The following is a 21438-nucleotide window of genomic DNA, read 5'->3' as shown; positions in this document are numbered from 1 at the left end:
CTGTCGGGGTCGTTCTGGTCGCCGAGGAGTTCGTTCTGCCAGAGGGTGTAGTCGGCGTACTGGACGGGCAGCGGGGTCCAGTCGGGGGCGTGGCCCTCGGCGCGGGCGGCGTACGCCTCGGTCAGCTCGCGGGAGAGCGGTCCCATCGACCAGCCGTCCGCCGCGATGTGGTGGGCGACGACCAGCAGGGCGTGCTCCCGCACGGACAGCTCGAACAGCTCGGCTCGCAGCGGTGGTTCGGCCGCCAGGTCGAAGGCGTACCGGGCGCCCGCAGCCAGCGCGTCGGGCAGTTCGGCCTCGGTGGTCGGGGTGACGGTCAGCCGTGGCGCCGCCTCCGCCGCAGCCAGCACCCGCTGGTACGGCGTGCCGTCGGCCTCGGGGAAGACCGTGCGCAGGCTCTCGTGCCGGGCGACGACGTCCGCCAGCGCGGCGCGCAGCGCCGGTACGTCGAGGCGGCCGGCGAGCCGGATCACGAGCGGGATGTTGTAGGTCGCGCTCGGCCCCTCCATCTTGTGGATGAACCAGAGCCGTCGCTGCGCGGAGGACAGCGGGATCACCGGCGGGCGTTCCCGCGCGGTCAGCGCCAACCGCCCCTTCCGGGCGCCGTCCAGGCGTGCGGCCACGGCGGCTGGGGTCGGTCCCTCGAACAGTGAGCGCAGCTCCAGTTCGACCCCCAGCTCCGTACGGACCCGGGCGATCAGCCGGGTGGCGAGCAGGGAGTGGCCGCCGAGCTCGAAGAAGTCGTCGTCGACGCCGACCCGCGGCAGGCCGAGGACCTGCGCGAACAGCTCGCAGACCGACTGCTCCCGCGGCGTGCGCGCCTCCCGGCCCGACCCGGCGAGGGTGAAGTCCGGCGCCGGCAGCGCAGCCCGGTCCAGCTTCCCGTTCGCCGTGAGGGGCAGTCGCTCCAGCGGGACGACGGCGGCCGGGACCATGTGGTCGGGCAGCCGGCCCCGCGTGAACTCCCTCACCTGCTCGGGCCGGAGGGCCTCCCGGCCGACCACGTAGGCGACCAGGCGGGAGTCGCCGGGCTGGTCCTGGCGGACCACCGCGGTCGCCTGGGTCACGGCCGGGTGCGCGAGCAGCGAGGCCTCGATCTCCCCGAGTTCGATGCGGAAGCCGCGGATCTTGACCTGGTGGTCGGCGCGGCCGACGAACTCCAGCTCGCCGTCCGGGTTCCGGCGGACGAGGTCGCCGGTGCGGTACATCCGGCCGCCGGGTTCGCGGCCGTAGGGGTCGGCGACGAAGCGTTCGGCGGTGAGGGCGGGCCGGCCCAGGTAGCCGCGCGCCAGACCCGGACCCGCGACGTACAGCTCGCCCACCACGCCGGGTGGGACCGGCTGGAGTCCGCCGTCCAGCACGTGGGTCCGCAGGTCGGGGATGCCGACGCCGATCACGCTCGCCGCCCCGGCGGTGACCCGGTCGTGGGTCAGCGGCTGGTGGGTCACGTGCACGGTGGTCTCGGTGATGCCGTACATGTTGACCAGGACCGGAGCGTCGTCCGGATGCCGGCGGTACCAGTCGGCGAGCCGGTCCGGTTGCAGCGCTTCTCCGCCGAACACGACCCTGCGCAGCGCGAGTTGGCGTTCCGGACGGGACGGTTCGGCCTCGGCCTGCGCCAACTGGTAGAAGGCGGAGGGGGTTTGGTTGAGGATGGTGACGCGCTGGTCGGCCAGCAGGTCCAGGAACGCGCCGGGCGTCCGGCTGGTCTCGTGGGGCACCACGACCAGCCGTCCGCCGTGCAGCAGGGGCCCCCACAGCTCCCAGACGGAGAAGTCGAAGGCGTAGGAGTGGAACAGCGTCCAGACGTCGTCCGGACCGAAGCCGAACCACCCGCGGGTCGCGTCGAACAGCCGCACCACGTTGCGGTGGGTGTTGACCACGCCCTTCGGCACGCCGGTGGAGCCGGACGTGTAGATGACGTAGGCCGGGTGGTCGGGGCGGAGCTCCACCGCGGTGGCCTGGGAGGGCTGCCCGGCGAGGTCGGCGAGGACGGCCGGATCGTCCAGGAGGAGGACGGGCGCGCCGTGTCCGTCGGGCAGTTTCGCCTCGGTCGCGGCAACGGCCAGGACGAGGGCCGGCCGGGCGTCGGTGATCATGTGCGCCAGACGGGCGACCGGGTACTCGGGGTCGAGGGGCAGGTAGGCGGCCCCGGCCTTGAGCGCGGCGAGGACGGCGACGACCAGGTCGGCCGAGCGTGGCAGGGCCAGGGCGATGATGCGCTCCGGGCCGGCGCCGCGGGCTGTGAGGAAGTGGGCCAGCCGGTTCGCCCGCTCGTCCAGCTCCCCGTACGTGAGCGTCGTCCCGCCGCAGACCACGGCCACCGAGGCCGGGTCCGCGGCCGCCCTGGCCTGGAACAGCTCCGGCAGGGTGGCCTCGCTGGTCGGAGGAGTCTCCTCGGCGCCGGCCGTTGCGGCGGCGCGCTCCTCGGCGGTCAGCAGGTCGATCCGGCCGAGCGGCTGGGTGGGTTCGGCCGCTGCGACGGCGCGCAGTGCGGTGATGAACCTGCCGTGGTGGGCGGCGAGTTCGGGCTCCGGGCAGAGCTCGGGGTGGGCGTTGAGGTCGACCGTGAGCCCGGTGCCGTCGCGGCGGTCCCAGACGGCGAGTGCGAGGTCGCCGACCAGTCCGGAGGAGAGGCTGTGCGCGGTGCTGGCCAGGCCGGCGAAGGCCGGCGCGGCGTCGAAGGACATGATGTTGACGACCGGGGCGTACCACGTCCCGAGGCCGCCCGGCAGGTCGAGGTCCCGTTGCAGGTCCTCGGACCGGTAGCGCTGGTGCCGGCCCAGTTCGACGATCCGCTCGGCGACCTGGCGCAGGAGCTGGTGCAGCGTCAGCTCGGGCCGGACGGTGAGCCGTAGCGGGAGCACGTTCGAGGCGGTGCCGGGCGTGCGGCGCTGGAGCCGGTCCAGTCGTGCGGGGACGGGCAGGCCGAGCACCACGTCGGTCACGCCGGTCACGCGGTGCAGGTGGACGGCCGCTGCCGCGATCACCAGGTGCGACCACGGCGCCCGGGCCCGTCGGGCGGCCTCGCGCAGCCCGTCCGACTCGCCGGGTGCGAGTGCCGTGCTCCGGCGGAGGTAGCGGTCCGGGACGGTCGACGGTCGGGCGACGATCCCGGTCGGTTCGGGGCGGTCGGCGAAGTGGCCGGTCCAGTACTCCCGGTCCCTGGTGAACTCTTCCGAGGCGCGGTAGTTCTGATCGGCGGTCAGAAAGCCGTCCAGTGACCCGAAGGTGCGCGGTGGCACCGGTCGGCCCTCGGTGAGCGCGGTGTACACCTCGGCGGTCCGGCGGGCGATCAGCACCGAGCCGAAGGCGTCCATCACGATGTGGTGGTAGCCCTGGTACCAGTAGTGGCGGTCGGTGCCCAGGCGCAGGAGCGCGTACTCGAACAAACGCTCCCGGAGGTCCATCGGCCGGGCGGCCGCGGCGGCCAGCCAGTCGCGGGCGGCCTCCTCGGGGTCGGCTTCGGCGCTGAGGTCGACCAGGGCCGGCGTCCAGTCGGTGGGCGGCCGGACGGCCTGCCGGACCTCGCCGGCTTCCTCGGTGAAGCGGACGTGCAGTGCCTCGGCCTCGGTGACGACCAGCCGCAGAGCCTGTTCGAAAAGTGCCGGATCCAGCTGTCCGTGGATTTCCAGATATTCGCCCACTCGAAATACCAGGTTCGCCTTCGGCAGCCGTTGCTCGGCGATCCAGATTTCGCGTTGCGCAGCCGTGAGCGGCAGCACGGAATCGGCATTGACAGACAAGTCTCCACCTCCGATAATTCCCCCGCGCGGACGGCTGGAGAGTGAAATGGTGAGAATCTTGCGACGGCCCGAACGGGGTGTGGCTCATTCGGGGAGCGTCGGAGAACCGGCGGCCGGTCGCCATTCGGGCGGAGGGCCGGCGCGCCCACCGGAATCGGGCGCGGCTGATCGGAAATCAAGGCCATCGGCAACCTAACCCGGGGGCGCGGGAGGGTCAAGGAGTTCACTCGCCGTTGTCCCGCCGGCGGGACAACGGAGCGAAGCATGGCCGGTCAGATGCCGTGTCGGGGGCGTCCTCCGCTGATCGTCGGCGTGCTTGCCCGCCGTCTCGCGGCCGTGTTAGCTTCACGGTCGCCAAATGCCGGAATCATTGTTCTCCGTGATCCGGCCTTCTCTGAATTTCCCCATAAGAGGAAGCGGGCATGGCGCATACATGGTGGGGGGACCGGCTGCTGGGTAGCGGCACGGACGACGAACTCTGGGCGATTTCCAGCGCGCCGATAACCCGGGGCGAACTCCGCGCCGGAGTCGAGGCCCGGCGTCGGATGTTTCAGGAGCGCGGTATCACCGAAGGTACTTCGGTGGTGTTGCGGATGACGCCGAGTTTCACTTACCTGCAGGTACTGCTGGCCCTGTGGAGCTGCGGCGCCCAGGTGGTTCTGGTCGATTTCCGGCTGAAACCGGCCGAGTTCGAGCCGCTGATCGAGCTGGTACGGCCGCAGTACCTGGTGCTGGCCGCAGGGGCGGGCGGGCCGGCGGCCGGATTCCGTCAGGAGTCCGCGTTCGAGGTCCGGCGGCTGGCCGGCGGGCGGCCGGCCGCCGACGGCGTCGTACTCGTGCAGTTCAGCTCGGGATCGACGGGCCGTCCCAAGGTGATCGGCCGGCCGGCCGGTTCCGTCCTGGCCGAACTCGACCGGCACGCTGCCGTCCCGGGCATCCCGGGCCGGGGCGAGCGGGTGCTGTTGCTGAACTCGGTCATGCACAACATGGGTCTGATGACCGGGGTGCTCCAGGCGCTGGCCGCCGGGGCGACGCTGGTCGTCCCGCCGACGTTCCGCCCGGCGGAGGTGCTGCGGCTGATGGCGCGGACCGAGGTGTCCGTCGTGTACGGGACGCCGGTCCACTACGACCTGCTGACCCGGACCGCGGACCGGCCCGACCTGCCGTCACTGCGGCTCGCGGTCTCCGGCGGCGAACGGATGCCGGAGGAGCTCCACGAGCGGTTCCGGTGGGGCTTCGGCCTGCCGATCGCCCAGGTCTACGGTCTCACCGAGATCGGGCTGATCGCCGGCGACCTGTCCGGGCGGTGCGTCCCTCCGGAGGTCGGGCCGCCCGTGCCGGGGGTCGAGGTGAAGCTGGCCGGCGAGGAACTGCTGGTCCGGATGGACCGTTCGCCCTACCTGTACGACGAGCACGCCGACCGCTTCAGCGACTGTTGGCTGCGGACCTTCGACCGGTTCCGGCAGGATCCGGCGACCGGGGTGCTGAGCATGCTCGGACGCTCCGACTCGCTGGCCGTCGTCGGTGGGTTGAAGGTCGACCTCACCGAGGTCGAGGCCGCCCTGCTGGAGCACCCGAGGGTGACCGAGGCGGTGGTGACCCACGGCGAGGCGATCGAGGCGTTCGTGGGCGGAGCGGAGGGACTCACCGCGAACGAGCTCACCGCCTGGTGCCGGCAACGGCTGAGTGCGGTCAAGATTCCGAAGCGGTTCTTCGTCACGCGGCAGCTGCCCCGCAACTCGATGGGGAAGCTGACCCGCAACCGCGAACTGATGTACGCGCACATCGTGTCGGAGCCGTCCGCCCCGCTCCGGCCGGCGCGGTCCCGGGAGGCTTCGTGATCTCGAAGGACGACATCAGGGCGATCCTCGCCGAGGGCGCCGACCTCGGCCGACCCGAAGAGCTGTCGGACGATGCCGAGCTGGTGATCGACTCTTTCGTCCTGGTCGTCCTCCAACACGGGCTGGAGGAGCGGCACGGAGTGGTCGTCGACCCGAACTTCGAGGACATGGAGCTGTTCACCTCCATCAACGGCATCCACGAGTACCTGACCGAACTCCTGCGGGAGCACTGACCGGTCACCCGCCCCGACCCCCGCCCACCGACCCGGCCCACCGACCCCGCCCACCGAACCCGGTCCACCGCCCACCGCCCACCGCCCACCGATCCCGAACCACCGTCCGCGAGGAGTGATCATGACCAACCCCTTCGAGAACCCCGACGGCCGCTACCTGGTGCTCGTCAACGACGAGGGCCAGTACTCGCTGTGGCCCGCCTTCGCCGAGGTGCCGGCGGGCTGGACGGTCGCGCTCGCCGAGACCGACCGCCAGTCCTGCCTGGACCACATCGAGGCGCACTGGACCGACATGCGCCCGCTCAGCCTCGTGCGCCGATAGGAGAGGACCACGATGGACGACACCGCGTTCCAGCGGCTGCTGCTGACCGAGGAGGACCTGGAGGAGTCGTTCTTCGGAGAGGAGCCCAGCGCCGCCTACGATCCACGCTTCGTCTCCGGCGACGAGTCCGGGCGCACCATCGTCGACCTGACGAACATGCTGACCCACGGCACGCACCCGGAGACCCGGCGGCACGGCTCCGCGCTCTTCACCAACGTGGTGGGCTCGGTGGTGTTCCACCACGTCGCGCAGTTCGACCAGCAGGCCTGCCGCCAGGTCTACCAGGAGCTGCTGGAGGCGGTGCACGCCTGCGGACAGTACCGGATGGAACTCAACGACGGGGTCCAGCTCGACATCACCAAGGTCGACTCGGAGCCGCTCGATCTGGGGGACGGCGGCATCCTGGTGCGCTGGCTGTCCGCCGTCGACCACTTCCGCATCGAGACCACCTGGGCGATCGCGGTCAAGGGCGACGTCCTGTCCTTCGTCAACACACGCATCCCGGACCCGGCCGAGGTCCACCGGCTCGCGCGGATCGCCGTCGGCCGGGTCTCGGAGCCGGCGAAGAGCTGAAGGCGGTATCTGATGAGTCCCACCGGATCCCTGGTCACCATCGAGTCCGCGCTGGCCACGGTCGATTCCTGGCTGACCGAGTACATCTCGGCCAGCCACCCGGAGATCGGCCGGACGGGCCCCATCTGCCCGTTCGTGGCGCCCTCCCGCAAGAACAACACCCTGGAGGTCCGCGTCCGGCTGGTCGGGCACGCCCCCACCGCCGAGCTGCTGGAGGAGCTCGCCCGGAGCAGCCTGCGCGAGTACCAGCTGCTCTCCTGGCAGGGCCGGAACCCGATGCTCCGCGCCCTGGTGGTGGTGCTGCCCGACCTCCGCGGTGCGGACACGGGGCTGCTCGACCAGGCCCAGGCCCGGGTCAAGGACGACTTCGTGGCACACGGCCTGATGATCGGCCAGTTCCACGAGAACTGCGAGGTGACGGCGGCGAGGAACCCGGGGTTCGCGGTCAGCAAGGCGCCGGTGCCGGTCTTCGCGATCCGCGCCATCGCCCTGCACGACATCTTCTTCCTGCACGACCGCCCGCACTGGTTCCACCAGTACCGCGAGAAGTTCGCCAAGTACTACGGCGCGGAGTCGACCGTGCTGGACCCCGCCCTGCTGGAGCTCTACCACCAGGCCGAGCGCTCGTACGGCCGGGCTTCCTGACCGCGCGAACGACGGCTCCGGACGCGGTCGCGAGGCGCGGGTGATCACGGCCAGGAGGCGGGTCGACTCCGCCCGGACCTCGGTGCCCGGTCCCGGTGAGGTGGTCCACTCCTCGAGGACGCACCAGCGCCGGGTACCGGGCGCCAGGCGTCAAGCACCGGGCACCGGGCGCGCGGTCGTCCCGGCGCTCGTCCGGTACCTGGGCCGCGCTCAGCGTGAGAGGCGGGCTTCGATGCCGTCGAGGAGGAAGTCGAGGCCGGCCCGGAAGGTCTGGTCGGCGCTCAGGTGGGGGCCGTCGCGCACGACCGTGGCCAGTGCGGGGAACCGGCCCGTGGCGAAGGTCCGCTCCAGGTACGGCCCGAAGGCGGCCTGCCACTGCTGCTTGTCCATCCCGGTGGCCCGCTCGGCGCGCCGCTCGGTGATCTCCCGGCGCACCGCGCCGATCACGTACGCGTTGACCGCGGCGATCGCCGGCACGGTGGCTTCGAGGTCGACGCCGCCCATCGCGGCCACCACGGCCTCCCCGCAGGCCAGGGTGTGCGGGCCGAGCTGCGGCCGTCCACCGATCAGGTCGGCGAACCATTCGTGCTGGTGAGCGGCCCGCCGGGTGGCTTCGGCCAGGGAGTGCAGGACCTCCCGCCAGCCGTCTCCGGTCGGCCGGATCTCGGCGTGGACCGCATCGACCATCAGATCGAGCAGCTCTTCCTTGGTGGCGATGTAGCCGTACAGCCGCATCGGACCGACGTCCAGCGCGGCCGCGACCTTGCGCAGCGACACCGCGGCCAGGCCGTCCGCGTCGGCCAGCCGGATCGCCGCTCGTACGATCCGCTCCCGGCTCAGCGGGGCAAGCACCGGTCGATCCGACGGCTCCGGCCGCTCCCACACCAACATGCCGCCGACAATACAGCGCGCGCTGTTACAGTGACATCGGTCGATACGGTGTATCGATCGATACGGTGAATCGGGGGGAACCATGACCATCGCCATCGTCGGAGCCGGCTTGGGCGGCCTGCTCCTCGCGCGGGTGCTGCGGGTGAACGGCATCGACGCCGTCGTGTACGAACGTGAATCCGCGCGCGGCGCGCGGGGCCAGGGCGGCATGCTCGACCTGCACTCCGGGACGGGCCAGCGGGCGATGCGCGAGGCCGGCCTGATCGACCGGTTCCACGCGATCGCCCGTCGTCAAGGCCAGGACCTGCGTCTTCTGGAGCCGGACGGCACCCTGCTGCTCCAGGAGGACACGCCCGACGACGCCCCGCTCGAACGACCGGAGGTCGACCGGGCCGACCTGCGCAACCTCCTGCTGGACTCCCTCCCCGAACACACGGTCCACTGGGGCCGCGCGTTCGAGTCCGCCGACAACGGGCACCTGCGGTTCGCCGACGGCACCAGCGCGGGGTACGACCTGCTGGTCGGCGCCGACGGCGCGCACTCCCGGGTCCGCGCACTGCTCACCGACGCCCGACCGGCGCACACCGGCCAGAACGTCGTCGAGCTCGGCATCCCCGACGTCGACCGCACGCACCCCGACCTCGCGGCGATGGTCGGGCGCGGCAACTACTGGGCGCTCGGCAGCGGGCAGTCCCTGGCGGCGCAGCGCAACGGCGACGGCCGGGTCCGCATCTACCTCAGCTTCTACGACACCGCCGAGGACTGGTTCGCCACCAGCGGGATCCCGTTCGACGACCCGGCCGCCGCCCGTGGGCGGCTGATCGACCTGTTCAGCGGCTGGGACCGGCGGTTCACCGCGCTGATCGCCGCCTGCGACGACACGATCCTGCCGCGGTCGATCACCACGCTCCCGGTCGGCCTGACCTGGCCGTCGACGCCGGGCGTCACGCTGCTCGGCGATGCCGCGCACCTGATGCCCCCGGTGGGGCAGGGCGCCAACATGGCGCTGCTCGACGGCGCCCTGCTCGGCCTCGCGCTGGCGGCGCACCCGGACGACCACGCCGCCGCCGTCAGGGACTACGAACGCGAGATGTTCGAACGCACCAGCGCTGCCGGCCGACAGTCCGCGCACATCCAGGAAGTCCTGGCGGCGCCGGACGCCGGCCGGAGGATGCTCGCCTTCTTCCAACCCGGCTGACGACGACCGACCACGGTCCTGAAGGCCACCGGATCCAACCGGGCGACCCGTCCGGGGCTTCGGCGTGGTGGCGTGGTCGCATAACCGCGTGCTGTCGGGTGCGTCGGGCTGACGGGCTGACGGGCTGTCGGGCAGGCGGCGCCGGGAACAGAAGCGGGCCCGGACTCCGGGAACGATCCCGACGTCGCGGCCGACCACGACGCCGTGCTCGGGCCTGCGCGGGACCTCCCGGCCGCCTAGCGTGGAAGGTGTCCGGTGCCACAGGTGGGCGGCACCACAGGTGGGCGGCGCCACAGGTGGGCGGGGGGCGCCCGGCCCGGACACCCCACGGGGGTGAGCCGAAGGTGCCAGGGGAGCGAGGAGCGATGCGGCGCTTGCCCGGCGGGCCGGAGCATCCGGGCCGAGCCCGCCCTGATCCGTCGGTGGTGCACCGTGCCGTCCGGGTCACGGCGGCCGCCTGCGCCGGCTTCTACACCTTCCGCTACGGCTTCCACCAGCCGGTGACGGCCACCTACGCGCTGTTCGGGGCGGTGGCGGTCGGCATCCTGGCCCGGGTGGAGGGCGGCGCGCGGAGCCGGGTGCGCACGCTGCTGAAGACGCTGCCGTTCGCCTGGGCGCTGGTGTGCCTGGGCACCGTCCTGGCCGTGCACGCCTGGACGGCGGCGCTCGGGATGGCGGGCGTGGGCTTCGCGGTGGCCTTCGGTTCGGTGGGCGGGCCGCGGCTGGTCGGGCTGGCGAACGGGCTGCAGCTCTTCTACATCCTGCCGTGCTTCCCGCCGTACGCCCCGGACGGCCTGCCGCAGCGGCTGGCGGGGGTGACGGCCGGACTGCTGCTGCTCGCCGTGGCCGAGCTGCTGCTGTGGCCGGAGCCGTCGCCGGAGGACTACCGCGAGCGCCTGGCCCGCACGGCCCGGGCACTCGCCCGGCTGGCGGACCTGGCCGCCGACTGCACCGGCAGCCCCCGCACCGGCAGCCCCCGCACCGGCGGCCCGCCCGGCGCGGTCGGCCCGCCCGGCGTGGTCGGCCCGCCCGGCGTGGGCCCGCCCCCGGCACCGCCGGGCGGACGTGCCCCGCCGGGGGCGGACGGCGGGGCGCCGAGCACGTCGACGGGCGGGGCACCGAGCACGGCGGCACCCGAGGTGACCGGCGCCGCGGCGGACGTGCCGGAGCAGGCCACGGCGCTCCTGGACGGTCTGCGGTTCTCCCGGATCCCGATGATGGAACGGCCCGCCGGGCCCGGCGCGGTCGACCGCGCGCTCAGCCACTGCGCGACCACCCTGCACTACGTCGGTGCCGAGCTGCTGCGGGTCCGCCGCCTCGGCGCCGTCGGCGGGCCCTACCCGCAGGCGGCCGCGCTGGTGACGGCCACCGCGCACACCCTGCGCGCGGCCGCGGACGGGCTGCGCCCGGGTGGGCCGGTCCCGTCCGCCGCGCCGATCGAGGCCCGGATCGCCGCCTTCGAGGCCGCTCGCACCGCGCCCGTCCACGTCCCCGTCCCGGACCCCGCCCCTGACGGCCCCGGCACGCCGGGCAACCCCGGAAGCGCGAGTCATCCCGACACCCCCGCCGATCCCGGGCGGACGGCCGTGGCCCGCCTCGGCCTCGGCACGGTCGCCCTGAACGCCGCCGAGGGCGCCCGCTTCCTCACCCTCGCCACCCGCACCGCCCGCCACGCGCCGCCGGCGCCCGACGACACGCCCCCCGACCTGCGGCCCGGCCCGTTCTGGTACGCCCACCAGCCGGCCGTGATGCTCTGGTGGCGCCGCATCCGCGGCAACCTGACCAGCCACTCCGTCTACTTCCGCAACGCCCTGCGCACGGCCGGGGCGCTCAGCGCGGCCCGCCTGGTGGCCGGCGCCCTCGACCTCAGCCACGGCTTCTGGGTCCTGCTGGCCACCCTCACCCTGATGCGCACCAGCGCCGCCGACACCCGGATGACGCTGCGCCCGGCCCTGGCCGGCACCGCCGGGGGCGCCGCCGTGACCGCCGTGGTGCTGCTCGCGGTCGGCGAGCACCCCCTCTTCTACGCCGCCGCGCTGCCACCGGCGATGCTGTTCGCGTTCACCGTCGGCCCGGTGCTCGGGCTGGCCTGGGCCCAGGGGACGTTCACCGTCGTGGTCGCCATGGTCTTCACCCAGCTGGCGCCGGCCAGCTGGCGGCTGGCCGAGGCCCGGCTGGTCAACGTGGCCACCGGCGCCGCGATCGGCATCCTCGCCGGGCTCTGCGCCTGGCCGCGCGGCGGCGGCCACGACCTGCGGCGGCGCACCGCCGAGCTGCTCGACCGGAGCGCCGCGGCGCTGAGCGAGACGGTCGCCGTCGTCACCGGGACGGGACCGGTCCGGGGCGCGCTGCGCCGGGCCCGGCTCTCCGCGCTGCTCACCGAGGCGCTCTACGCCCAGTACCGCAGCGAGCGGCACGATCCGGCGGGGGACGAGCCGAACTGGCACGCCGCCGTGCTCACCGGGCAGCACACCGTCCGCGGCGCCGAACCGCTGCTCGCCCGCATCCCGCCCGGCACCGCGGCCGGCGGGCCGGACGGTGGGGCGGCGCTCGTCACCCGCGCGGGACAGGTCGCCGCGGCGTTCCGCCGGCAGGGCGCGGCGCTGCTGGCCCGCGCGCCCGCCGGAACCACGGACCGGGCCCTGGCCGGGGCCCGGGTCGCGCTGCACGACGAGCGGGTGACGCTCGCGGGGATGCCCGCCGACCCGGCCTCGCTGCACACCGTCGACGTGTCCCTCTGGCTCACCGCGCTGCTTGACGACCTGTCCCGGGTCCACGCCGCCGACCCGGCCCCCGGAACCCGCCCGGCCCCCGGAACCCGCCCGGCCCCCGGCACCCGCCCGGCCCCCGGCACCCGCCCGGCCCAGGGTGGCGACGCATCGGGAACACCGACGTGACCACCCTCCGCCGCCGCGCCGGAACGGCGACGGGCCGTCAGACCGTTATCTCCGTCCGGACATCGGCCGGCTCGCCGCTTCCTCCTGCCTCGTAGGATGCCGGTCATGACGACGACGGCACCGTCCCTGGCCACGGAGCAGCGTTCCCTCGGCGATCCGCAGGTCCGCTACCCGCTGTTTCCCCCGCTGACCCACGGCTGCCCGCGCACCAGCACCGCGAGCGTGTCCTACCCGGTGGAGGTGGACTACGACTACGCCCGCGTGCCGGCCGACTTCCTCACCGCGCGGCCCGCCGGCCCCGGGCTCGACCGCTGGGCGGCGCTGCTGCCGCCGCTGACCGCGCCCGGGCTCGGCGAGGGCGGCACGCCGCTGGTCGACCTCGGCGACGGGGTGTACGTCAAGGACGAGTCGCGCAACCCCACCTGGAGCCACAAGGACCGGCTCAACCGCTGCACCGTCAGCGCCGCGCTCGCCACCGGCGCGCCCGGCGTGGTCGTCGCGTCCTCCGGCAACCACGGCGCCTCCGCCGCCGCCTACGCGGCCCGCGCCGGGCTGCGCTGCGTCGTGCTCACCTCGCCCGACGCCCCGCCGGCCGCGCTGTCCTTCCTCGACGCGTACGGCGCCGTCGTCCTGCCCGTTCCCGTCGAGGCGCGGTGGCCGCTGACCGAGCGGATCGTGACCGAGTTCGGCCTCTTCCCGGTCAGCAACCTGACGCCCTTCCACACCGGCAGCGCCTTCGGCCCGGAGGGTTACAAGACCGTCGCCTACGAGACGGCCGCCGACCTCGGGGTACCCGCGGCGGTGTTCGTCCCGACCGGCTACGGCGAACTGCTCTTCGGCATCGGCAAGGGCTTCGCCGAGCTGCGCCGCCTGGGGCTGACCGACCGCGTCCCGAGGCTGTTCAGCTGCGAACCGGCCGCCGGCGGCCCGCTCGCCGCCGCCGTCCGGGACGGACGGCCGGTCGCCCGGGTCGACGTCGGCGGCACCGACGCGTACGGCATCGACTGCCCGGTCAGCGGCTACCGCGGGGTCCTGGCCCTGCGCGGCAGCGGCGGCCGGCCGCTGTTGCTCGACGACCGCCGACTGCGCGCCGCCCAGGCCGAACTGGCCGCCAACGGCCTGTGGGTGGAGCTGTCGGCCGCGGCCGGACTGGCCGGCCTGCGCGCCCTGGACGAGCCGATCGAGGGCCCGGTGGTGTGCGTGTCCACCTCCAGCGGCTTCAAGGACCGCGGAGTCGGCCGCAACCTCCCGGCCCCCGCCGACCCCGCCTGGGACGCCGTCCGCACCCGCCTGCGCGCCGCCGGCCTCAAGGACTGACCGCACCGGCGCGCACGATTGCGGCCCGCTGCCGCCTCTCGGGCTGCTCCACCGCGAGCGGTCGGCAGACCGGCCGGGAGGCCGGAGGTCCGCCGGTTCGCCGATGTCGGGCCGTACCCCGAGACCGGAGTCATTCCGGGTGGATCAGGCGGCTCTCGTAGGCGAAGATCACGGCCTGTATCCGGTCGCGGAGTTCGAGCTTCTGCAGGATCCGCCCCAGGTGGGACTTCACGGTCGCCTCCGCGAGGTACAGGGTGGCCGCGATCTCGGTGTTGGACAGGCCGCGGCCCACCTCGACGAGCACCTCGCGTTCACGGGCGCTGAGCCGGCTCAGCCGCTCGTCACGGTCGCGTCCGCTGCCGTCGGCGCTGCCGCCGCCGGGGATGTGCGGGCGGAAGGTCTCCAGCAGGCGGCGGGTGATCCGCGGGGAGACCACCGCGTCGCCCGCGGCGACACTGCGGATCGCGGCGAGGAGTTCCTCGGGCCTGGTGTTCTTCAGCAGGAAGCCCGAGGCGCCGGCGTCGAGCCCGGCGAAGGCGTACTCGTCCAGGTCGAAGGTGGTGAGGATCAGCACTCTGACCCGCGGGGAGATCCCGACGATCTGCCGGGTCGCCTCGATCCCGTCCGTCCCGGGCATCCGGACGTCCATGAGGACGACATCGGGGCGCAGCTCGCGCGCGAGGCGGATGGCCTGCATGCCGTCCGCGGCTTCGCCGACCGGTGCCATGTCGGGCTGGGCCTCCAGCACGGTGCTGAAGGCCATCCGGAGCAGCGCTTCGTCGTCGGCGATCAGGATGCGGATCGTCATGCGGACTCCGCTCCGGCGCCGTCGAGGAGGAGACGGGTCCGGACTCCCCAGCCGCCGCCCGGCAGCGGTCCGGCGTGCAACGTCCCCCCGTAGGCGGCCGAGCGCTCGCGCATGCCGGGGATGCCGTGGCCGGACGGTGTGGCGGCGGGGCGTGGCGGGCGGGCGCCGCTGTCGGTGACGTCCACGGTGACGGCCGTGGTCGAGCACCGTACCCGGACCTTCGCGCGGGTGCCCGGGGGTGTGTGCTTGAGGGCGTTGGTCAAGGCTTCCTGTACCAGTCGGTAGACGGTGAGTTGTGCGGTGGCGGGGACGTGCGCGTGGCCGCCGTGGACCTCCAGGCGGGTCGGCAGCCCGGCCGCGCACATCTGGTCGGCGAGGGCTTCCAGTTGGGCGATGCCGGGCAACGGGTGGCGCTCCGCGTCCGGTTCGTCGGTCCGCAGGACGCCCAACGCGCGCCGCATGTCGGTCAGGGCCTGTCGGCCGGTCTCGGAGACCTGGAGCATCGCGGCGGTGGTCTTGTCGGGCGACCGGTGCTGCGCGTAGACGGCGGCGTCGGTGAGCGCGACCATGACGGAGAGGTTGTGGGTGACGATGTCGTGCATCTCCCGGGTGATGCGGGTCCTTTCCTCCGCGACGGCCAGTCGCGCCTGCTGTTCGTGTTCTCGCTCCAGGCGTGCGGCCCGTTCCTCCAGGGCCGCGAGGTAGGCGCGCGTGGTCCGCGCGTTCTCACCGAGGACGGCGGCGGCCACGACCATCGCGGTGACCGCGACGAAGGGGGTCAGGAACGCGCCTTCCGTCGCCCAGCGCAGGCAGGCCAGGAGGACCCCGGCCTCCACGACGGCACCGGCGAGCAGCGTGCCGCGGCGGTCCGAGTTCGCGGCCGCCGTGTAGAGGGCCACCAGCAGGGCGACGTCGGCCGGCAGTTGGACGTCCATCAGCCACTGGACGAAGGCCGCGGCCGCCACGGCGCCGAACACCGCGAGCGGGGCCCGGCGCCGCCACAGCAGGGGCAGCGCGAGGGCGGCGGTGAGGGCCACGGCCACCGGCAGCTCGTGCGGCGCGCGTGTGGTCAGGACGTTGGCGAGGAGGAGCGCCGGCAGCAGCGCGTCCCCCACCACGGGCGGCAGCCGGGAGCCCCGGCGCCCGGCGGCTGCCACCGGTCGCGCCGCTCGCGCGGAGACCGGGTCGGCGTACGTCGTCGGTCGTCCGGCCGCCCTGGTCCACCGCACCCCGCCCCGGTCCGGCTCCTGGTCCCGCTCCCGTTCGAGGCCCCGGTAGCGCAGCCGGCGGCGCACCTGGTGGGCATGGCCGGGTTCCGCCGCCGCCTCGGTCATCACACGTCCCCGTCGATTCAGCCCCGCGCCGCCCGGCACCTACCGCGGCCCTGTCACGGTAGGCCGCGGGCCCCGCGGAGCACATGAGTCCACCGGCTGATGACACCGTGCCGGGATACGACCGCAGGAGGAGGCCGGTTACCTCCCGTGGTCGCAGGGCGGCCGCTGGTCCGACGCACTCGATTGCTGCTCCGGTCGCACCGGGACGCGCCTCGGGTGCCACCCCGGTCGGACCCGACGGCGACCCGGGATCGATGTGGCGGGGCGTGCCCGGCGCCGACCATGGCCGGGTGACCGAGATCATCACGGGACTGTTCATGTCCCCCCTGGAAATCCTCGCCCTGCTGGGTGCCGTCGCGCTGGTGGTGGCGCGCTGGCTTCCCCCCGCCGTCCGCCCGCGCGTCACGATCGCGGCGGGGGCGGCTCTCGTGCTGTCCGCGATCGTGCTGAGCGTGGCGGGGATCCGCTGGCAGCTGCTGCCGGTCCTGGCGGGCGCCGCCTTCGCGTCGCCGTTCGCCCTCTCCCCCCTGCTGCGACGCCGTGCCGGCCGGCCGGCACGGCGGGCCCGCTGGTGGCTGGCGCTGCCGGGATCGGTGGCCTGCGTCGGACTGATCGCCACGGGTCCGGTGGCCGCCTGGGCCTTCCCCGTCCCCGTGTTCCCCGAACCGTCGGGTGACTTCGCGGTCGGCACCCGCGTGGTGCAGTGGACGGACCCGCGCCGCCCCGAGACCTTCACCGCCGATCCGGACGACCGGCGCACGGTCGTGGTCCAGCTCTGGTACCCCGCGCGGCGGAGCCCCGGAGGCGCGCGGCGGGCCCAGTACCTCGGACGCACGGAGCAGGAGGCGCGCACCGTCGCCGACGCCCTCGCCCGCGGAGTCGGCCTGCCGGGCTTCCTGGTCGACGGGGTTCCGCGTGCCCGCACCCGTGCGGTCTTCGACGCCCCGGTGGACAGCAGCGGGGGACGGTTCCCCGTCGTCCTGTTCTCGCCCGGGTCGGGCGGAGTGCGCACCCAGAACACCGCCTGGGCGGAGGAACTGGCCAGCCACGGCTACGTGGTCGCCGCCCTCGACCACCCGTACGACTCCGCCGCCGTCGTCCTCGCCGACGGCCGCACGGTCACCACCGAGACCGCCTCCAGCGGCGACCCGGACGAGGACGAGGAGCTGGCGGCCGGCTGGACGGCGGTCCGGGCCGCCGACCTCAGCTTCGTCCTCTCCCAGCTGGAGAGTCTGGACCGGGATGGGACCGCAGGCCCGCTGGCCGGACGCCTGGACACCGGCCGGGCCGCGGTGACCGGCCACTCCATGGGGGGTGCCGCCGCCCTGCAGGCGGCCCGGCAGGATCGCCGGTTCGCCGCCGTCATCGATCTGGACGGCTACCCCCACGGCCCGACGTCGCCGTCCCTCGACCGGCCGACGCTCGCGCTCACCCAGGCCATCACCCCGGGGACCGACCCGCGCTACCTGCCGCGCCTCACCGAGGTGCTCGACTCCGCCACCGCCACGAGTTACCGGCTCACCATCCCCGGCGCCGCGCATCTCACGTTCATGGACGGCCCGTTGTACCTGCCGCCCGTGCCCTCGATCGTCGGCTCCCTGGGCCGCACCGAGAGCCCGCGGGTCGTCGCGGCGGCCACCCTCGCCTTCCTGGACGCCGTTCTGCGGGGCGAGCCCGGCGACCTGGCCGGCGTTCTGCGGGCCTACGGCGACCTCACCGTCCACCACCCGGGCGACGGCCGCTGATCGGCCTTCCGGGGCAGCTCAGTGATGCCGCCGGGTGTGCGGCATCCTGAGCTGGTCGACCAGCCGCCGGGCGGCCTCGCGTCCGTCGGGGCGGGGTGCGGGCACCCGGGGGCCGGCCAGGTGGCGCTCGGTGAGCGACTTGGCGGCGACGGCGGCCCAGTCCGGCCGGCTCACCACGGCGACGTGCCCCTCCCGGTGGGCCTCGGCGTCCTTGTGGTCGTCGAAGGGGGCCATGAGGATCCGGAGGTCGTGGTCGTTCAGCCACTTCAGCCCGAGGACCTGCCGGCCGAAGTCGTGCCGGATGAGCGAGCGGGCGGCACCGGAGTCCAGGTCCAGGAGGAGGAGCTCGCCCTCGAAGTGGTAGCCGCCGTCGTACGCGCCGGTCCCCACCGCGAGCAGCGGGAGCCGCGGGTGGAAGGCCATCGCGTGCACGGGGAAGTCCGTGGTGAGGAGCAGGCGTTGGCGGGCACGGTCGGTGACGTGGAAGAGGCCGACCGTCCTGGCCTCGTCGTACTCGTGCGCGCCGGCCACGGCCAGCAGCTGCCGCCGCCTGTCCATGACGGCGAGGAGGGGATCGCCGATCCGGGCGAAGGGGTCGTCAGGGCCGTCCTGGTCGACGGGGAGCGCGGTCATGCGGAGGATCTTCGCAGGGGCCGGGTCAGTTCTGCGCGAGGAGTTCGAGCGTGTCGATGACGCGGTTGGAGAAGCCCCACTCGTTGTCGTACCAGGCGACGACCTTGACGTGCTTGCCGTCGACGCGGGTGAGCGCGGAGTCGAAGATCGACGAGGCGGGCTGGCCGGTGATGTCGCCGGAGACCAGCGGCTCGTCGGAGTAGTCGAGGATGCCCTTGAGCCGTCCGTCGGCGGCCTCGCGGTAGGCGGCGAGGATCTCGTCGCGGGTGACCTCGCGGGCGACCGTGGTGTTCAGCTCCACGATCGAGCCGACCGGGACGGGGACGCGGATGGAGTCGCCGGACAGCTTGCCGTCGAGCTTCGGCAGGACGAGGCCGATGGCCTTGGCGGCGCCGGTGGTGGTCGGCACGATGTTCACGCCGGCGGCCCGGGCGCGGCGCATGTCGCGGTGGGGGCCGTCCTGGAGGTTCTGCTCCTGGGTGTAGGCGTGGACCGTGGTCATGAAGCCGTGCTCGATGCCGGCCAGGTCGTCCAGCACGGACGCCAGCGGGGCCAGCGCGTTGGTGGTGCACGAGGCGTTGGAGACGATGACGTGCGCGGCCGGGTCGTAGGACTCGGTGTTGACGCCGTAGGCCAGCGTGACGTCGGCGCCGTCGGAGGGGGCACTCACCAGGACGCGCTTGGCGCCGGCCCGCAGGTGCGCGCGGGCGGCCTCGGCCGAGGTGAAGCGGCCGGTCGACTCCAGCACGAGGTCGACGCCGAGCTCGGCCCACGGCAGGGCGGCGGGGTCGCGCTCGGCGAGCACCTTGATGCGGCGGCCGTCGACCACCAGATCGGTTCCGTCGACCGTCACCGGGCGGTTGAAACGGCCGAGCGCGCTGTCGAACTTCAGCAGGTGGGCGAGGGCGTCCGGGGCGGTGAGGTCGTTGACGGCGACCACCTCGAGCTTGCTGTCGCGTTCGAGCAGGGCGCGCAGGCTGTTGCGTCCGATGCGGCCGAAACCGTTGATGGCGATGCGGGTCATGGTGGCTTCCCTTTCGTTCGTTCCGCGATCCATGGTCGGCGCCGGACCGCGGGCCGGACAGGGGCCGGATCGACAAGGTGCGCAAGGATCTCGCCAAGGCGGGTGGACGTCGCCGGGCACCCGAGCGGGCGTCAGGTGGCGGGCGGGGGTGGCGGCACCGGCCGGGCGTCAGGCCTCCGGGGCCGAGAAGGTGTGCCGGTACTCCGTGGGCGAGGTGCCGAGGATGCGCTGGAAGTGCAGCCGCAGGTTCGCGCCCGTGCCGAGACCGACCCGGTCGGCGACCTGCTCGACGCCCAGGTCGGTGCGTTCCAGCAGCTCGCGGGCGAGGTCCACCCGGGCCCGCAGCACCCACTGCATGGGGGTGTAGCCGGTGTCCTCCACGAAGCGCCGGGAGAAGGTGCGCGCCGACACCTGCGCGGTGCGGGCCAGCGCTTCCAGGGTCAGCGGTTCGTCGAGGTGGGCCAGGGCCCATTCGCGGGTGCTCGCGAAGAGGTCGCCGAGCGGCTCGGGCACGCTCCGCGGGACGTACTGGGCCTGGCCCCCGCTGCGGTAGGGCGCGGCGACCAGGCGCCTCGCCACGTGGTTGGAGAGCCCGACGCCGTGGTCGCGCCGCACCAGGTGCAGGCACAGGTCGATGCCGGAGGCCGCGCCCGCCGAGGTGAGCAGGTCACCCTCGTCCACGAAGAGCACGTTCTCGTCGACGGACACCAGCGGGTGCAGATCGGCGAGGGCCTTCGTGTAGTGCCAGTGGGTCGTCGCCTTCCTCCCGTCGAGCAGGCCGGTGGCGGCCAGCGCGAACGCGCCCGTCGAGATGGCCGCCAGCCGGGCTCCCCGGTGGTGGGCGGCCACGAGCGCCTCGACGACCGCGGCCGGCGGCTCGGTGGTGGAGGGGTCCCGGTAGCCGGGGACGAAGACGGTGTCGACGTGCTCCAGGGCCTCCAGGCCGTCGGCCACGTGGTAGGCGAGGCCGTCGCCGCCGGTCACCAGCCCGGGCGCGGCTCCGCAGACCCGCACCTCGTAGGGCATGCTCGGCCGGCTGGAGAACACCTGCGCGGGGATGCCCACGTCGAGCGGCTTCGCCCCTTCGAGCACGAGCACGGCGACGCGGTGCTTCCTGCGGGCCATCGGATCCTCCACTCCCGCCTTCGGGCTACCGGTCGTTGTCCTGCCAGGGGAACGGCGTGAGGTCGGGTTCGACCCAGCCGGCCCTGGCCGCGTCGCCGGCCAGGGTCGCCGGGCGGTAGTGGCGGGTGAGCAGGTGCTTGTCGAGGAGGGCGGGGTGGCGGTCGACGAAGGCGGGGAAGTCGTCCTCGCCGGGCCCGGCCGTGTGGTGCGCGACGAGTTCCACCCAGGCGCGGCTGACGGTGGCGTGGAACTTCTCGGGTGCGCCGGCCTGCCGGGCGGTGCGCCGGATGCCCTCGCTGACCACGTCGATCGCCGCGGGCAGGCCGTGGTGCCGGACGGCCAGCCAGGTCAGGTGGACGTGCTCGCGGTGGCCGAACCGTTCGGCGCCGGCCGTCACTTCGGCCATCAGGTCCTCGAACGCGGGCGTGCCGCCGGTGGGGGCCGGATCGCGCTGGGCGCTCTGCGCGTTCGGTGCGTTCTGCGCGTTCGGTGCGTTCTGTGTGTTCTGTTCGTTCTGCACGGTCATCGGGAGACCTCCGTCAGGGACTGCAGGGCCGCGCGCAGAGCGGTGATCGTCTCGGCGGGCAGGCCGTCGAGTGCGCGCTGCTCGATGCCGGTGACGGCCTTGCGGATCGTGTCGGCGGCACGGCGCCCGGACGGAGTGAGTTCGACGAGCACCGCCCGCCGGTCCTGGGCACTGGCGACGCGGGTGATGTGGCCGCGCTTCTCCAGGCGGTCCAGCACGCTGGTCAGCGTGGTCGGCCTGGTCCCCGCGGCCGCGCCGAGCTCGGACACCGTGCGCGCGCGGCCGTCGGCCAGGTTGGCCAGCGCGTTGATCTCCGAGGGGGTCAGCCCGAGCTCGGCGAGCTCGGTGGCCAGCACGTGCAGCGTGGCGTGGGTGGCCCGCTGCAGCGCCAGCAGCGGCGACCAGTCGGAGGGCGTCGTTCCATCGTTCACGATTTCGGACTATACGATTTCGTACTACCTGTCCGCAAACGAGCCCGCCCGCCCGCGCCGCGCCCGGCGATGTCCCGGGACCGCTGCCGGGGCACGAACGGGACGCCCACCTCAGGTGCCGGGGGCCTCCGGCGCGCGACGGTGGGGAG

General features: G+C 73.9%; 18 protein-coding genes. 9 read left to right on the top strand and 9 right to left on the bottom strand.

All coding sequences use genetic code 11. The features are described 5' to 3' along the window. Nucleotides 1-3746: amino acid adenylation domain-containing protein (locus ACFVHB_RS32675; RefSeq protein ID WP_380329441.1), on the bottom strand; the 3746-nt coding region annotated here is incomplete at its 3' end. Between the two features lie 422 nt (nt 3747-4168). On the opposite strand from ACFVHB_RS32675, the gene ACFVHB_RS32670 reads away from it, so the two are divergent. The 5 genes from ACFVHB_RS32670 (at nt 4169) to ACFVHB_RS32650 (ending at nt 7360) form a co-directional block, all read left to right on the top strand. Beyond that, nucleotides 4169-5587: a class I adenylate-forming enzyme family protein gene (locus ACFVHB_RS32670; protein WP_380329439.1), complete on the top strand. Its 1419-nt coding sequence runs from the start codon at nt 4169-4171 to the stop codon at nt 5585-5587. Beyond that, nucleotides 5584-5820, top strand: coding sequence for an acyl carrier protein (locus ACFVHB_RS32665; protein WP_380329437.1), 237 nt, complete (start codon nt 5584-5586; stop codon nt 5818-5820). The genes ACFVHB_RS32670 and ACFVHB_RS32665 overlap by 4 nt, the downstream gene beginning before the upstream one ends. Before the next feature lie 121 nt (nt 5821-5941). Continuing rightward, entirely contained in the window at nt 5942-6142 is a 201-nt protein-coding gene (locus ACFVHB_RS32660; RefSeq protein WP_380329435.1) for an MbtH family protein, read from the top strand. Between the two features lie 12 nt (nt 6143-6154). Continuing rightward, nucleotides 6155-6715, top strand: coding sequence for a hypothetical protein (locus ACFVHB_RS32655; protein WP_380329433.1), 561 nt, complete (start codon nt 6155-6157; stop codon nt 6713-6715). A 12-nt stretch (nt 6716-6727) separates the two neighbouring features. Then, on the top strand, nt 6728-7360 hold the full coding sequence (locus ACFVHB_RS32650) for a DUF6875 domain-containing protein (RefSeq protein ID WP_380329431.1): 633 nt from the start codon (nt 6728-6730) through the stop codon (nt 7358-7360). A 210-nt stretch (nt 7361-7570) separates the two neighbouring features. On the opposite strand, the gene ACFVHB_RS32645 is transcribed toward ACFVHB_RS32650, so the two are convergent. Continuing rightward, the gene (locus ACFVHB_RS32645; protein WP_380329429.1) at nt 7571-8251 is read right to left on the bottom strand and encodes a TetR/AcrR family transcriptional regulator; all 681 of its coding nucleotides are present in this window, start codon (nt 8249-8251) and stop codon (nt 7571-7573) included. Nucleotides 8252-8333: 82 nt separating this feature from the next. Here ACFVHB_RS32645 and ACFVHB_RS32640 point away from each other — a divergent pair, with 82 nt between their 5' ends. The 3 genes from ACFVHB_RS32640 (at nt 8334) to ACFVHB_RS32630 (ending at nt 13663) form a co-directional block, all read left to right on the top strand. Further along, a complete protein-coding gene (locus ACFVHB_RS32640) occupies nt 8334-9449 on the top strand; it encodes an FAD-dependent oxidoreductase (protein ID WP_380329427.1) in 1116 nt (371 codons plus the stop codon). A gap of 422 nt (nt 9450-9871) precedes the next feature. Then, a complete protein-coding gene (locus ACFVHB_RS32635) occupies nt 9872-12346 on the top strand; it encodes an FUSC family protein (protein WP_380329425.1) in 2475 nt (824 codons plus the stop codon). A gap of 105 nt (nt 12347-12451) precedes the next feature. Next, entirely contained in the window at nt 12452-13663 is a 1212-nt protein-coding gene (locus ACFVHB_RS32630) for a pyridoxal-phosphate dependent enzyme (protein WP_380329423.1), read from the top strand. 130 nt (nt 13664-13793) lie between these two features. Here the strand turns inward: ACFVHB_RS32630 and ACFVHB_RS32625 are convergent, their stop codons facing one another. Both ACFVHB_RS32625 and ACFVHB_RS32620 read right to left on the bottom strand, forming a co-directional pair. Then, the gene (locus ACFVHB_RS32625) at nt 13794-14471 is read right to left on the bottom strand and encodes a response regulator (RefSeq protein ID WP_380329421.1); all 678 of its coding nucleotides are present in this window, start codon (nt 14469-14471) and stop codon (nt 13794-13796) included. Further along, the gene (locus ACFVHB_RS32620) at nt 14468-15805 is read right to left on the bottom strand and encodes a sensor histidine kinase (protein WP_380329419.1); all 1338 of its coding nucleotides are present in this window, start codon (nt 15803-15805) and stop codon (nt 14468-14470) included. The genes ACFVHB_RS32625 and ACFVHB_RS32620 overlap by 4 nt, the downstream gene beginning before the upstream one ends. A gap of 254 nt (nt 15806-16059) precedes the next feature. On the opposite strand from ACFVHB_RS32620, the gene ACFVHB_RS32615 reads away from it, so the two are divergent. Beyond that, nucleotides 16060-17550, top strand: a complete 1491-nt coding sequence (locus tag ACFVHB_RS32615) for an alpha/beta hydrolase family protein (protein ID WP_380329417.1) — start codon at nt 16060-16062, stop codon at nt 17548-17550. An 18-nt stretch (nt 17551-17568) separates the two neighbouring features. Here the strand turns inward: ACFVHB_RS32615 and ACFVHB_RS32610 are convergent, their stop codons facing one another. From ACFVHB_RS32610 to ACFVHB_RS32590, 5 genes are all read right to left on the bottom strand, one after another. Beyond that, the gene (locus tag ACFVHB_RS32610) at nt 17569-18183 is read right to left on the bottom strand and encodes a hypothetical protein (RefSeq protein WP_380329415.1); all 615 of its coding nucleotides are present in this window, start codon (nt 18181-18183) and stop codon (nt 17569-17571) included. Nucleotides 18184-18208: 25 nt separating this feature from the next. Further along, nucleotides 18209-19207, bottom strand: coding sequence for a type I glyceraldehyde-3-phosphate dehydrogenase (gene gap / locus ACFVHB_RS32605; protein WP_380329413.1), 999 nt, complete (start codon nt 19205-19207; stop codon nt 18209-18211). Nucleotides 19208-19375: 168 nt separating this feature from the next. Continuing rightward, nucleotides 19376-20332 (bottom strand): GlxA family transcriptional regulator, encoded by a 957-nt coding sequence (locus ACFVHB_RS32600; protein WP_380329411.1) that lies wholly within the window; start codon nt 20330-20332, stop codon nt 19376-19378. A gap of 25 nt (nt 20333-20357) precedes the next feature. Continuing rightward, nucleotides 20358-20858 carry a hypothetical protein gene (locus ACFVHB_RS32595; protein WP_380329409.1) on the bottom strand — a complete coding sequence of 167 codons (501 nt, stop codon included), beginning with the start codon at nt 20856-20858 and terminating at the stop codon, nt 20358-20360. After that, nucleotides 20855-21289 carry a MarR family winged helix-turn-helix transcriptional regulator gene (locus tag ACFVHB_RS32590; protein ID WP_380329407.1) on the bottom strand — a complete coding sequence of 145 codons (435 nt, stop codon included), beginning with the start codon at nt 21287-21289 and terminating at the stop codon, nt 20855-20857. The genes ACFVHB_RS32595 and ACFVHB_RS32590 overlap by 4 nt, the downstream gene beginning before the upstream one ends. Between the last annotated feature and the right edge of the window lie 149 nt (nt 21290-21438).

Origin of the sequence: Kitasatospora sp. NPDC127111 (assembly GCF_042677465.1) — a bacterium.
Classification (GTDB): Bacteria; Actinomycetota; Actinomycetes; order Streptomycetales; family Streptomycetaceae; genus Kitasatospora.
The sequence above is the reverse complement of the archived record's forward strand: the minus strand, read 5'-3'. Positions and strand labels throughout refer to the sequence as shown.